This window comes from Gilliamella apicola (genome assembly GCF_003202655.1).
GTDB lineage: Bacteria > Pseudomonadota > Gammaproteobacteria > Enterobacterales > Orbaceae > Gilliamella > Gilliamella apicola_R.
In genome coordinates, this window is the sequence record NZ_QGLR01000009.1 from 180867 (window position 1) to 194726 (window position 13860).

Sequence of the window (13860 nt, forward strand, 5' to 3'; positions counted from 1 at the left end):
ACATAGGAATTTTTGCCTATAACGAGTATAATGCCAACCATTTGTAGATGTTATATCTTAAACATTTTTCCTGCTGGAGGCCTTATGATTAATGCGTTTGGACTGAAGAACAAACAATTAGTGAAAATTAATGAAGGCGATATTAAGAATGCGACCTGGATTGACTTGATTGAACCAGAAGAAGCGGATCGTGAATTCATTCTGACAAACTTAGGTCAGAATTTAGCAACAAGTATTGAATTAGATGATATTGAGGCATCAGCTCGTTTTTTCGAAGATAATGAAGGACTACATGTTCACTCCTTCTTTTTTTATGAAGATGCTGAAGACCGAGCTGGTAACTCAACTGTCGCTTTTACTGTGCACAATGGGCGTTTATTCACCCTGCGTGAACGCGATTTACCAGCATTTCGTCTATACAGAATGCGCTCTCGTTATCAGGGGATGAACGATGGAAATCCTTATGAAGTTTTATTAGATTTATTTGAAGTCAAAGTTGAACAGTTAGCCGATCAAATCGAAAATATTTATAGTGAGCTTGAAGAGTTAAGTTTGATAATTATGGATCGCTCTTCTCAGGAGCATTATGATGAAGCGATTACTTCCTTAGCTGAACTTGAAGATACGGCTTGGAAAGTGCGTCTTTGTTTAATGGATAGTCAACGTGCGGTCAACTATTTAGTTCGTCGTGCAAAGATGCCGGTTGAACAATTAGAGCAGGCGCGTGAAGTTATTCGAGATATTGAATCATTGGTGCCACATAATGAGTCACTATTCCAAAAAGTTAACTTTTTAATGCAAGCGGCTACTAGTTTTATCAATATAGAGCAAAGCAGAATCATTAAGATTTTCTCGGTTGTCTCAGTGGTATTTTTACCGCCTACAGTGGTGGCGTCAGCGTATGGTATGAACTTTGAACACATGCCTGAGCTGAAATGGGAATATGGCTATCCTTTATCCTTATTGTTGATGTTACTAGCTGGTGTTGCACCTTATATTTACTTCAAACTCAAAAAATGGTTGTAGTTGATGGTTGTAGTTGATAGTTTGTCGTTCAACACTTCAAATATTATCCGCTAGCCTTTAGTTAGCGGTAATTGGGCAAGCAAATTCATTTAAAGCAAACTAGTTAAATCATTTCAAATAGTCCATAATATTACTAATGTTGTTTGAATATTTATTGAACTAAAGTTCATATAGAAAGATTTTATTTTTTAAAAAAGGGAATAACATGAGTCAATATGCACTAGTTACCGACATTGGTGGAACCAATGCCCGTTTTGCACTTTATGATTTAGTCACTAATGAATTATCTGCAATAACTAAAGTTCTCATATCAAAAGATGATGTATTACTCGAATTAATTAAATCCTACTTAAACTCACAATCAGAAACTGTTGATATGGCTTGCATTGCTATAGCTTGCCCAATCGATGAGGGTGATCTGATTGAAATGACCAATAATAATTTATCATTTTCTCGTTCTGAACTGATTAAAGAGCTTAAGTTAACTAAATTAGAAGTCATTAATGACTTTACGGCAGTTTCAACATCTATCCCTCGACTATCAGCGAACGATGTCATTAAAATTGGGGGTGAAGAACCTAATCTCAATTATCCAATTGCAATTTATGGTGCTGGAACTGGTTTAGGCGTTTCTCATTTAGTAAAAGTCAACGAAAACTGGATCAGTTTATCCGGTGAAGGTGGCCATACCGAACTACCTATGGTTAATGAAGAAGAAGATCGAATTTTAGCCCAATTACGTAAAAAATTTGGTCGAGTCTCTTGCGAACGATTTTTATCGGGTAATGGTATTGTTAATATTTATCAAGCATTATTACAGATCAACAATCAACCAATTGAAGAGATCACGCCAGATATTATTGTCAATAAAGCATTATCAAATAGCTGTCCGATCTGTTTAGCAACTTTAACGCATTTTTGTACTTTTATGGGGCGATTTGGTGGCAATTTAGCGTTGACGCTTAATACTCAAGGTGGTGTGTATATTGCTGGTGGCATTGTACCTAGATTTATTGAATTCTTTAAATCATCACCATTTAGAGAAGCATTTGAATATAAAGGACGAATGTCTTTTTTAGTTAAAAAAATTCCTGTTTATGTGATTATTCATAAAGATCCGGGGTTATTTGGTGCAGGTGTTTATTTACAAAATAGCCTGAAATAATTGAGGAGTAAAATTTAATTTTATGATGTGGTGTTATATTTATAGAAGTACCAAAAAAGAAAATTGTTATCTTTACATGGAGCAAGAGAACGACTTCTCCCATATTCCGGAAAAAATCATGAAAATTTTTGGTACACCAGCTTTTGTGATGAAAGTATTGCTTGACGGTAAACGACGTTTTGTTGTCGGAACCGCACAGGAAATAGAGGAGAAGATAAAAGCGGATGGATTTTTCTTACAAATGTTAAAAGAAGATGATTTTAAAGTATGATTGAACCATTTTGGGAATATAAAACGTTAGATCAAATGAGCGATGACGAGTGGGAACAACTCTGTGATGGTTGTGGTCAATGTTGCCTAAATAAATTAATGGATGAAGATACCGACGAAATCCTCTATACCAATGTGGCGTGTAATTTACTCGATTCAAATACCTGCCAATGCCGACATTATCATAATCGTTTTGATTATGAGCCTGATTGTATCAAGTTAACCCGTGAAAATTTACTAACAATTGAATGGTTACCATTGACTTGCACTTATCGTTATTTTTCAGATACAGGACAATTACCCGAATGGCACCCATTAATAGTTGGTAATAAAAAAATGATGCATAAATTGAAAATATCGGTTAAAAACCGAATTGTTTATGAAAAAGATGTCATTTGTTGGGAAGATCATATTATTTAAAAGAGAGTCTAGGCTCTCTTTTATGTTTTATAACATTAACCACAAATTGCCAAGAAAATCGATAGCTAGTAAATTTAGAAACATCAATATAAAAACAAAAATCATAAATGAAATATCAATCATACCTATTGGTGGTACGATACGGCGAATCGGTGCAATAAGTGGCTCAGTTAATTGCGCAAGTAATTCATCAGTAACCGATTGTCCCCGGCTAACCCAGCTTAAAATCGCTCTAAATAATAGTAACCAAAATATTAGATGCCCGATGGCATGCACCATTGCAGCCAAAGCGAATAGCAGGTAATAAGGGGTAAACAGTGGTGCATTAATTAGCTGAAAACGGGAAATAAAGATAATTTTAAGTAAAGCTACTCCATAAAACAGCATCCAAGTTGCGGTATCGATACGCCTAATAGAAGGAATTACTCTTCGCATTGGACCAATAATCGGTTGGGTAATACGTACAATAAATTGGGTAAAAGGATTATGAAAATTTACCCTCGCATGCTGCATCCACAAACGAAGAATCAGTACGTACAAGCTAATAGTAAAAATAGCTCTTCCTAAGAAGATTAACGAAATCATTTGATACTCCTGAAATAAAATATACTTGGCAATATATCACACATATTGCCGTGCACCAAAAATCGCGCTACCAATACGAACCATTGTGCTACCTGCAACAATAGCTGCAGGCATATCACCTGACATGCCCATTGATAGTGTATCTAAAAAAGGATAATCTGTTTTCAACGATGCTAATAGCTCAGACATCCGCTTGAATACCTCAAGTTGTTTGGCAAAATCATTTTCTATTTCAGGAATCGCCATTAGGCCGCGTAGCCGTAAATTGGGTAATGTAATAATCTGGTCTATCAAATCAACGACTTCATCTGCTTGAACTCCCGATTTACTTTCTTCATTGCTAATATTTACCTGAATAAGCACATTTAATTTATCCATATTCGCTGGGCGCTGTGCATCCAGACGTTGGGCAATTTTAAAACGGTCAATGGTATGCATCCAATCAAAATTTTCGGCCACTAATCTGCTTTTGTTTGATTGTAGCGGGCCGATAAAATGCCAAGTAATCGGGGTATCAGGCATATTTTGTTTAAAGTAGGCAATCTTCTCAACACCTTCTTGAACATAATTTTCACCAAAAGATAATTGACCAGCTTCAATTGCCTGAGCGATTAAGGTTACCGGTTTGGTTTTACTAACTGCAATAAGCTCAATTGTATTGGGATCTCGATCGCAATCTAAAGCAATTTTGTGTATTTCATTTTTAATCGTAATTAAATTGTCATGTACTGTATTCATATTAATTCCCAATAAAAAAATGGATAGTGACCTAAAATGATAAATTCAATGTTGGCTTTTAGTGTAACGCAAAAAGCTTCTGATTTGCATCTTTCAAGTGGCGAAAAACCTTGTATTCGCGTTAATGGTGACCTAAAACGCCTCTCCGCGGATAAATTATTACCCCAGAAACTTAAAATTGATTTATTTAATCTATTAAATATGGAGCAAAAAGCAATATTGCAACAGCATCAGCAGATTGATTTTGCATATCATGTTGAGAATGTTGGTCGTTTTCGTGTAAATATTTTTTATCAACAACGCGGTATTTCAGCAATATTTCGAATAATCAAACAACAGATCCCCAGCTTAACTGAGATTGAGGCTCCCAACGTATTAAATGAACTCGCAAAAGCAGAATCAGGCATTATTTTAGTGACGGGTGCAACAGGTAGCGGTAAATCGACAACTTTAGCAGCCTTAATTCAACATATCAATCAAACCCAAGCTAAACACATTATCACCTTAGAAGATCCTATAGAGTTCATTTATCAAAACGATAAATCACTTATCCAACAACGAGAACTTACTCACTTTGGCAATGCAATTGACAGCATATTAAGACAAGATCCAGATATTATTCTACTAGGTGAATTACGTAACCAACACACCATCCAAGCGGCATTAACCATTGCTGAAACCGGGCATTTAGTTCTGGCTACATTACATACCAGTTCAGCCATACAAACTATTAATCGTATTATTGATCTATTTGATGAGGGCTCTCGAGCGGTAATTCGTAACCAACTCTCAAATAGTTTAAAAGCCATCATTTGTCAAAAATTGGTTCCTTATAATGAAAGTCGTAAAGCGATATATGAAGTTCTAATCAACACTTCTGCTGTCAGTAATTTAATTAGTGAAGGCAAAACCAAGCAAATATTATCCATAATGCAAACAGGAAAACAATATGGTATGCAACTGATGGCTAATTAATTTATAACGTATCGTGAAAAATCACTGCTTGCCAAGCTAAATAAATTTTTAAGTTTTATTTTAAAATTTATTCTATAATCTTTAGCGTATTTTATTTATAAAGGGATAAACAAATGGAACAGCGTATAGGTTTTATCGGTATAGGTAATATGGGCAACGCCATATTACAAGGTATTTTGGCAAGTAATATTGTGCCTGGAACGCAGATTTACGTTTATGATCCTCAACTTGACAAAGGCCAAGCACTCAATCAATCTTACTCCATAAATAATTTAGAATCCGCAAGAGATGTTGCTCGAGAATCAGATATTGTTTTTATCGCTGTTAAGCCAAACATTATTGTAGATGTATTAAACGATATTCAAAAAGAGTTAAAAAAGAATACGATTGTTATCTCGATTGCGGCAGGTGTAACCATTAAAACTATTGCCAAATGTGTGGGCTATGAACAAAAGATAGTCAGAGTTATGCCAAATACCCCGGCATTAGTTAATGCTGCAATGTGCTCAATAACACCAAATACTGAAGTTACGGATGAAGAGTTAACTATTGTTGAAAGCTTATTAAATTGTATTGGCGCAACAGAGATTGTACCAGAGTATTTAATTGATGCTGTTGTGGGGGCTAGTGGCTCTTCTCCGGCTTTTGTGTTTATGTTTATTGAAGCTCTGGCTGATGGAGCCGTTAAAGGTGGTTTAGCTAGAAAACAAGCTTACAAATTTGCCGCGCAAGCGGTATTGGGGTCAGCTAAATTATTGCTGGAGACGGGTAAACATCCGGGTGAATTAAAAGATATGGTCTGTTCCCCAGCTGGTACGACAATTGAAGGCGTGCAAATGCTTGAGGAAAAAGGGTTTAGGGCCGCTATTCTTGATGCTGTAGAGGCGGCAATTAAAAAATCTAAAGATTTATCAGAAAAATAATGATTATTAAATATGAACAATAACAATTAGTTATTGTTCATTTAAATTTAATTCTAAAATTAAGTAAAAACATTGCTTGTGTTTATCAGCCATTTATGAGTTAATAGTCGCCAGCATATTACATGCAGATATATTTTGTAACATTTAGATTCATGCAGTTTGTAGTTTACTTTTTTCACATTTGTATTAGTTTTCTTCAGTCTTCTCTTCTCTTTGTTAATAAGTAGTCTAGGTTTTATGTTCTATAGTATCGCCCTTGTCGGCGAAGATTAATTTATTTATAGGAAGATTATTATGTCTAAAAAAACTGGTCAAGTTAAATGGTTCAATGAAAGTAAAGGTTTTGGTTTTATTTCACCGGCTGATGGCAGTAAAGATGTGTTCGTTCATTTCTCTGCAATCACTGGTAATGGCTTTAAAACTCTAGGCGAAGGTCAACAAGTTGAATTCGCTATCCAAGATAGTCCTCGTGGTCCAGCTGCGGTTGAAGTTGCAATCATCTAAATGATTACTATTATCTTATCAGTATTTAATTGCTGATAAGATGTTTCCTCCTTTATTAATAGACTTTTCACCTCCAATTTTATATCATTTCTCTTAGTGTCTAAGTTATAGACTAGTTTTAAATTACCAAAATTTATACTTTTAAGGAAAGCAATAATGAAAAAAATGGCCTTGTCTATCATTCTATTAGGTTTATCTTCTGTCGCGATGGCGGATTTATCGGCATCTTGTAAAGTTTTTTTTCAACAGGTTGATAGTTTAGTTAATAACATTCCTAATGATGTCGCGACTAAACAACAAGCAGAAATGATTAAACAAAATTTAAAATTAACTAAACAACAAATTTCTGCTATGCCTAAAGAGAACCAAGAAGAAGGCTGTAAACAAGCAATAGTAGGTTTAAAGCAATACCAAGCTATTTTAAAAGCTAAATAATAAGGACTAAAAATAACGACTAAAAATAACGATTAGTTTAATCGTTATTTTTTGTTACGATTGCGAAAATCCCAAGGAGCAATTGGATATTTATCTTTCCATAACCCTTTTTGCTTCTGTTTAGCTTTTGCTTCTAGATTGACCATATTTTTATTTTTTGCAACACCTTTAACTCGATATGCCCAAGCATAGCCACTTTCCACCATTTTAGCATTAACATTGATTTTATTTAGAAAAATTGTGCCTAATGTACGTTGATAGATATCTTTTTTATTTTCTTTGACAAAAACACTTTTACCGGCGATTAATGACGCTAAGTATTTTTTTGAAGCATTACCATATGCTTGTCGACTTTCTGGAGCATCAATATCTAACAAACGAACCCGAATTTTTTGTTTTTTCGGCGTTAAAATATCAACTGTATCGCCATCAATGACTTTGACAACCTTACCATTAAAGTCAGCGTGTGCTTGGTTAATTACAATAAAGAAGAGGGCAATTGAAAGGAAAAATGTTCTAAAAAAATGCATTGTAGATAATTCTTAAAATAGTAGGGTGAATATAAAAACTCCTTGCTAATTATCAGTGTTCAACTAATAGTGGGCAAGGAGTATCAAGCTATATTAATTAAATTGTGAAGTGTCTTTGAATAAACCAACTTTAAGATCAGTTGCTTCATAAATTAATTTACCATCTACGTAAACTTCACCGTCGCCAATTCCCATGATTAACTTACGATTAATAACGCGTTTGAAATTAATTTTATAAGTAACTTTTTTATTATTTGGTAATATTTGGCCTTTTAATTTTAACTCACCAACACCCAGCGCACGACCTTTACCTTTGCCGCCAATCCAACCTAAATAAAAACCGACTAATTGCCATAACGCATCAAGACCAAGGCAACCAGGCATTACTGGATCATTTTTGAAATGACATTTAAAAAACCATAAATCAGGATTAATATCTAACTCGGCTTCAACATAGCCTTTACCGAAACTACCACCGTCTTCATTCATTTCGATAACGCGATCCATCATTAGCATCAAATCTGACGGTAACGGTGGTCCATCATGACCAAATAATTCACTATTACCAGATTTAATTAGATCTGCTTTATCATACGAAGATTTACGTTCAAATGTCATAAAAAAACCTTTTATTTCGTTGTCATTATTTGATTGCTTATAAAATCACTATTTAATACAAAACAACCAATCATTCTAAACTATAAAATATTGCCAAATTATTTCATCAATCATCTCAATGAAATGTTAGTCTCAAGTTTATTGTGTATTTGTACTTTTTGCAATTTTTTTCCAGCGACTGAGCCAACCTTCATGCTTTCTATCTTGCATTAATATTGATTGCATACGGGCATGAATCAATTTATAAAGACTGATATTGTTTTCATCTTTATAAGGAATGCCGGTTAATAAATAGAGTGCGTCAGCGACATGTTCAACGGTCCAAATTGAAAATTTATCACTACTAATTGCATCAATAACCTCGTCGCTCAAACTCAAATGGCGTTGATTGCTAGCAGGAATAATGACACCTTGCTGACCGGTTAAACCTTGGTGCTGGCAAACCGCAAAAAATCCTTCAATTTTCTCATTAACGCCACCAATAGATTGAACATGACCAAATTGGTCAACCGAACCTGTGACAGCTAATTGTTGATCGATAGGTTGATTGGATAAAGCACTAATGAGTGCACACATACCGGCCAGTGACGCACTATCGCCATCAATTTCATTATAAGATTGTTCAAATACTAAAGAGGTGGAAAATGGTAATTGATGATTAATCGCAAATTCCGACATAATAAATGCTTGCATAATCATCATTCCTTTCGAATGAATATTACCAGCAAGGTCGGTTTTTCGTTCAATATCAATCAATTCACCATCACCAAAATGGACCAGACAGCTTAAGCGTGTTGGTTCGCCAATTGCCTTTGGATAACCAGGGTATTCAATAACCGACAATCCATTGATCTGGCCAACTACTTGTGTCTTAGTATCAATCACAATTTGATTAGTGAAAAATTCATCATGAAAACGTTCAGTTAAATAATTTTCGCGCCATGTTTTTTGTTCAAACGCTTTGCAGACAGCTGATGCGTCAATTTCCCCATTTTCGATAAAATAAGAGGAATTTAACAGTAACGATTGAATCCACTCTATGCTAAGTGGTAGATAATATTGATCACCGGTATATCTTGTTGCCTGCTTATAAATTGTAGCAAAAGCAGATTTTGCAATTTTCGGTAAGGCTAGTTGGTGACTGATAAATTGTAAATAATTCATCCAAGCATTAAATTGCTGAGAATCAGTTATAGACAGTTCACTTTCAAATTCAGCATAAATAGATGATGAATAAAATTCAGGTTCAAATTCCTGTAATTCAGCTAAAGATAACCTGTCACCAACTAAAATAATGCGCAAATCTAACGGCATAGTCGGAATGGATAATGGTAAAGGATGTGAATCATCAGCTGAAAACCATTCAAAGGTTTGCGATACCACCATCTGTTTTAATTTAGTCCAAACAATAGGCTGAGCAAGCAGTGAACGTAAACCTAAAATTAAAACCCCACCATTAGCATGATGAACTAAACCAGCTTGTAATTTAATCGGGTTATTTTCAGGTTGTCTTACACAACCAAAAAGCTTTTCCATATCAACTACGGTTGCCGATAAACAACTATCTTGAACAGCAAAATTATCTTGTTTACTTTTAGCTTTGCTTAAGGTGATTTTATTATCACTAAAATAGTAGCTATAACCTAAATCTGAATTTGCTAGATTGGTTTTTACAGATTGCTTCAATAAATCAAAAAAAAACTCACTTTCTGATGCTTTTAATAGCATAAAGCGAGGACGATAATGTGCCTTACTATTTTTGCATAATAGTGACACAGCAGCAGCAACACGAGGTTGCCACGATAATAAATTGGTTAATCCATCACTGTATAAATTTGTTTGAATATCACTATTATTGATAATGTAATTTATGTCAGGTTGGACTTGTTGAGAGTTGAGTTGTTTGATTGCCAAAGTTAATGTCTTTTCTATTAGCTATATTATTGACTCGAATTATAACAAGTATCGATTACAACGCCAACAAATAACCTAAATCTGAGTGCTAACAAATAAAAAAATTACAGAAAGATTTTTAAAAATCAGTTAAACTGTAAGGTAAATTCTAGTTAATTTTCCTAGGTTATTACGACTAACAACAATTAAATATGCTCAAACTCAAAAATAATCATATTAAAGACGATAAAACCTCGCAGATAGTCAGTTGGGGGCATTGGTTTACACTATTTAATATTTTAGTTGTTATTGTACTCGGTGGCCAATATTTACTTATTGCCGATTGGCCTCGAACGTTTATGGGGCGTTTTTACGCAATCATTAGTGCGATAGGCCATTTTAGTTTTCTCGCATTCATTGTTTATTTAATATTACTATTTCCACTAAGTTTTTTTATTCACTCTTCGCGCTGGCAAAGAACTATTGCAACGATTATTGCAACACTAGGAATTAGCTTATTGCTGATTGATGTTGAGGTCTTTTCGCATTTCAGAATGCATCTCAATTTATCTATCTGGCAACTCTTTACCTCGGATAAAACCTCTTTTCTAAATAGGGCATTTATTTCAATTCCATTTATCCTTTTGATAGAGATATTATTCGCTATTTGGAGTTGGAAAAAATTACGTAGCTTAAGTAAACGCAAACGTTTTGCAAGACCGGTGGTAATTGGTTTTATCCTATGTTTTATTTCATCTCACCTAATTCATATTTGGGCGGATGCTAATTTTTATCGTCCAATCACTATGCAACGCTCAAGTTTACCGCTTTCGTATCCACTCACTGCGAGGCATTTTCTTGAACGTTATGGATTTATTGAAGAGAATGGTTATCGTAATCGAGCAATTCAAGAAGGTAATCCATTTGCAATTGCCATTGAATATCCACTCGATCGAATTACTTTCGACGAAAAACAAAGTAAACCTAATATTTTGATAATTGACATTAATGGTTGGAATAACCAACTATTAGCTAACAACATGCCTTGGCTTAAAGAATTCGCTGGCCAAAATATACAGTTTACCAACCATTATGGTTCGAGTAATCAAGCCTATTTAAACAATTTTTCATTATTTTATGGGCTCGATCCTAATTATTACAATAGTATCCTCGCTGGGCATAAACCATCGGTATTATTGGAAACTGTCACTAAACAACATTATAACGTTGGACTATTTTCTGCTAATGGTTTTTCTGAGCCGCTTTATCGCTACGCGTTATTGTCTAATTTTACCACACCGGATGGTAAAAAAATCTCCAATAAACAGACAACGGATAATTGGATGGTATGGCATGATGAACAGAATAAATTGGAAAACCATGCTCCGCTATTTTCGGTTATTCAATATTCACTTGGCGTAAAAAACAAAAAAATCCCAATAGCTGAATTAGAGGCAGAAGCGAAAAAACTAGACCAATATTTAGAGTCATTAATTGCTTATTTAAGATTATCTAATGCTTATGAAAATAGCATAATCATTATTACCGGCTCTAATAACTTAAAAATTGATGAGGCCAAAAAAGTTGCTTTACCTAGTGGTGAAATCAGCTTTAAGCGAGACGCCTTAAAAGTACCATTAATCATTTCATGGCCGGGTAAAGAGGCAAAAGAAGTTAGTTATATAACTTCAGAAGCAGATATTTTAAGAACATTAATGCAAGATGCATTCAATGTTACCACTCCAGCACAACAGTATAGCCAAGGACAAAATTTATTTGACCAACGAGCTCGTCAATGGATTGTAGCGGGTAGTGAAAATCAAGTTGCCGCGCTTTATGATAATAAAACCGTGGTGATTGATGCCTATGGACGTTCTAAAATTTATGATCTAAACGGCAACCAATTGAAAAATGAAAAGATCAGCTTACCGACGTTCTTACAGATTGTTACCGAGAATCGTCGTTTTATCGTAGTGGATAATTAAGCAATAACAGCGAAAAAGAGGTGAAATTTATTTCACCTCTTTTCCCATCGCTTGCAGATCGGCATGGTAAGACGAACGCACAAATGGGCCACAAGCTGCGTGGGTAAAGCCCATTGCCAAAGCAGTCTGTTTTAACTCATTAAATTCTTCTGGTGAAACATAACGTTCTACTGGCAAATGATACTTACTTGGTTGTAAATATTGACCTAAAGTTAACATGGTTACACCATGACTACGTAAATCTTTCAAAACCTGAATAAGTTCTTCATTGGTTTCACCTAATCCCACCATTAACCCCGATTTTGTTGGAATTTCTGGATGCTGGTGTTTAAAGGCTTCAAGTAATTTTAATGATCCTTCATAACTCGCGCCAGGGCGTATCTTTTTATATAAACGAGGAATATTTTCTAGATTGTGATTAAATACATCTGGTGGATTTTCACTTAAAACCGCAACAGCTTCGTCAATGCAACCACGAAAATCGGGCGTTAAGGTTTCAATTTTGATAGTTGGACTTAATGAACGAATCTCTTGGGTACAAGAGGCAAAGTGACTGGCTCCACCATCTTTCAAATCATCACGATCAACAGAGGTGATCACCACATAACGTAATTTCATCTCTTGAATGGTTTGTGCGAGTTTACTTGGCTCTTCTCGGTCGGGTGGTAAAGGGCGACCATGAGCCACATCACAGAAAGGACATCGACGCGTACAAATATCGCCTAAGATCATAAAAGTAGCGGTACCATGATTAAAACACTCAGCCAAGTTAGGGCACGATGCTTCCTCACAAACCGAATGTAAGCCATGTTTACGCATAGTATTTTTGATATGTGTAATATTATCAGTATTTGCCGACAACTTAATTCTCATCCACTCTGGTTTTTTTAAAGGGGCAACCTCCTCTAAAGTGATAGATGGAATAAGACGAGTTTTATCGGCATCACGATATTTTGAACTGCGGATTAAGTTTTCATTAGTTTGCATAATTAACTTCTTAATAGTTTGGTAACTGCGCAATAAAATGTTCAGTTAATAAATGATTAATCTCTTGGCGGTCTATCTCAGCAATATGCTGTTTCATTTGTGTCATTTCTAATCCAGCATAGCCACATGGATTAATATAATTAAACGGTGTCAGATCCATATCGATATTAAGCGCTAGTCCATGTAGCGTGCAGCCATTCTGAATATGTAATCCAAGAGAACAGATCTTCTGTTGATTGATATAAACGCCAGGGGCGTCCTGTTTTGAATAGGCGGTAATGCCAAAGTGTTTTAATGTTTGAATAACACTATTTTCAAGATAATTGACGACATCACGAATACCTATTTTACGCCTTTTTAAATCAACTAAGATATACATAACTTGCTGTCCGGGACCATGATAAGTAATTTGTCCACCTCGATCAGTTTGCACAACGGGGATAGCCGTTTGGGTGAGTAGATGCTCAGGTTTACCAACCTTGCCTTGGGTAAAAACGGCTGGGTGTTCAACTAGCCAAATTTCGTCTAGCGTTTGTTTATTACGCTGTTGGGTAAAATCATGCATAGCTTGATAAGTTGACAAATAGGGCACTGTACCCAACTGTTTAATAATCACGTTGTTATTTGGCATAGTTTGCGTTTATTCAGTCTTCATTTATCAATAAATTAACAACTATATAACAGATTTTACTATAACTTGACAACCGCTAAGTATTCAAGGTATAACTCACAGAGTAATATTCTTTCCAATCTCATGAGTTAAATTGACTTATATCAAATAATTATCTATTTATCTAAATTAATGA

Annotated in this window: 16 protein-coding genes; 9 read left to right on the top strand and 7 right to left on the bottom strand. The window is 34.9% G+C overall.

The features are described from left to right. Window positions 1–84: 84 nt before the first annotated feature. From corA to DKK70_RS05590, 4 genes are all read left to right on the top strand, one after another. A complete protein-coding gene (corA, locus tag DKK70_RS05575) occupies window positions 85–1026 on the top strand; it encodes a magnesium/cobalt transporter CorA (RefSeq protein WP_110433532.1) in 942 nt (313 codons plus the stop codon). A 205-nt stretch (window positions 1027–1231) separates the two neighbouring features. Then, window positions 1232–2191 carry a glucokinase gene (locus DKK70_RS05580; protein ID WP_110433095.1) on the top strand — a complete coding sequence of 320 codons (960 nt, stop codon included), beginning with the start codon at window positions 1232–1234 and terminating at the stop codon, window positions 2189–2191. 25 nt (window positions 2192–2216) lie between these two features. After that, window positions 2217–2462 (top strand): YcgL domain-containing protein, encoded by a 246-nt coding sequence (locus DKK70_RS05585; RefSeq protein ID WP_258363915.1) that lies wholly within the window; start codon window positions 2217–2219, stop codon window positions 2460–2462. Continuing rightward, complete coding sequence (locus DKK70_RS05590; RefSeq protein ID WP_110433097.1) at window positions 2459–2881, top strand: YcgN family cysteine cluster protein; 423 nt, start codon at window positions 2459–2461, stop codon at window positions 2879–2881. Before DKK70_RS05585 ends, DKK70_RS05590 begins: the two co-directional genes overlap by 4 nt. A 27-nt stretch (window positions 2882–2908) precedes the next feature. Here DKK70_RS05590 and DKK70_RS05595 read toward each other — a convergent pair whose 3' ends face one another. Both DKK70_RS05595 and DKK70_RS05600 read right to left on the bottom strand, forming a co-directional pair. Next, window positions 2909–3466: a YggT family protein gene (locus DKK70_RS05595; protein ID WP_110433098.1), complete on the bottom strand. Its 558-nt coding sequence runs from the start codon at window positions 3464–3466 to the stop codon at window positions 2909–2911. A gap of 36 nt (window positions 3467–3502) precedes the next feature. Further along, entirely contained in the window at window positions 3503–4204 is a 702-nt protein-coding gene (locus DKK70_RS05600; protein WP_110433099.1) for a YggS family pyridoxal phosphate-dependent enzyme, read from the bottom strand. Between the two features lie 36 nt (window positions 4205–4240). Here DKK70_RS05600 and DKK70_RS05605 point away from each other — a divergent pair, with 36 nt between their 5' ends. From DKK70_RS05605 to DKK70_RS05625, 4 genes are all read left to right on the top strand, one after another. Then, complete coding sequence (locus DKK70_RS05605) at window positions 4241–5179, top strand: type IV pilus twitching motility protein PilT (RefSeq protein WP_110433100.1); 939 nt, start codon at window positions 4241–4243, stop codon at window positions 5177–5179. 113 nt (window positions 5180–5292) lie between these two features. Further along, window positions 5293–6102 (top strand): pyrroline-5-carboxylate reductase, encoded by an 810-nt coding sequence (gene proC / locus DKK70_RS05610; RefSeq protein WP_110433101.1) that lies wholly within the window; start codon window positions 5293–5295, stop codon window positions 6100–6102. Window positions 6103–6396: 294 nt separating this feature from the next. Continuing rightward, window positions 6397–6606, top strand: coding sequence for a transcription antiterminator/RNA stability regulator CspE (gene cspE, locus DKK70_RS05615; RefSeq protein WP_110433102.1), 210 nt, complete (start codon window positions 6397–6399; stop codon window positions 6604–6606). 156 nt (window positions 6607–6762) lie between these two features. Beyond that, on the top strand, window positions 6763–7041 hold the full coding sequence (locus DKK70_RS05625) for a DUF5339 domain-containing protein (protein WP_110433104.1): 279 nt from the start codon (window positions 6763–6765) through the stop codon (window positions 7039–7041). Window positions 7042–7085: 44 nt separating this feature from the next. On the opposite strand, the gene DKK70_RS05630 is transcribed toward DKK70_RS05625, so the two are convergent. The 3 genes from DKK70_RS05630 to DKK70_RS05640 form a co-directional block, all read right to left on the bottom strand. Continuing rightward, window positions 7086–7571, bottom strand: a complete 486-nt coding sequence (locus tag DKK70_RS05630) for a thermonuclease family protein (RefSeq protein WP_110433105.1) — start codon at window positions 7569–7571, stop codon at window positions 7086–7088. A gap of 93 nt (window positions 7572–7664) precedes the next feature. Then, the gene (gene fabA, locus DKK70_RS05635) at window positions 7665–8189 is read right to left on the bottom strand and encodes a bifunctional 3-hydroxydecanoyl-ACP dehydratase/trans-2-decenoyl-ACP isomerase (RefSeq protein ID WP_110423066.1); all 525 of its coding nucleotides are present in this window, start codon (window positions 8187–8189) and stop codon (window positions 7665–7667) included. 138 nt (window positions 8190–8327) lie between these two features. Beyond that, entirely contained in the window at window positions 8328–10103 is a 1776-nt protein-coding gene (locus DKK70_RS05640) for an AAA family ATPase (protein WP_219999691.1), read from the bottom strand. A gap of 191 nt (window positions 10104–10294) precedes the next feature. Here DKK70_RS05640 and DKK70_RS05645 point away from each other — a divergent pair, with 191 nt between their 5' ends. Beyond that, entirely contained in the window at window positions 10295–12067 is a 1773-nt protein-coding gene (locus DKK70_RS05645; protein ID WP_110433106.1) for a DUF3413 domain-containing protein, read from the top strand. Window positions 12068–12094: 27 nt separating this feature from the next. On the opposite strand, the gene lipA is transcribed toward DKK70_RS05645, so the two are convergent. Both lipA and lipB read right to left on the bottom strand, forming a co-directional pair. Further along, window positions 12095–13054, bottom strand: a complete 960-nt coding sequence (lipA, locus tag DKK70_RS05650) for a lipoyl synthase (RefSeq protein ID WP_110433107.1) — start codon at window positions 13052–13054, stop codon at window positions 12095–12097. 10 nt (window positions 13055–13064) lie between these two features. Then, entirely contained in the window at window positions 13065–13685 is a 621-nt protein-coding gene (gene lipB, locus DKK70_RS05655) for a lipoyl(octanoyl) transferase LipB (protein ID WP_110433108.1), read from the bottom strand. Window positions 13686–13860: the final 175 nt, after the last annotated feature.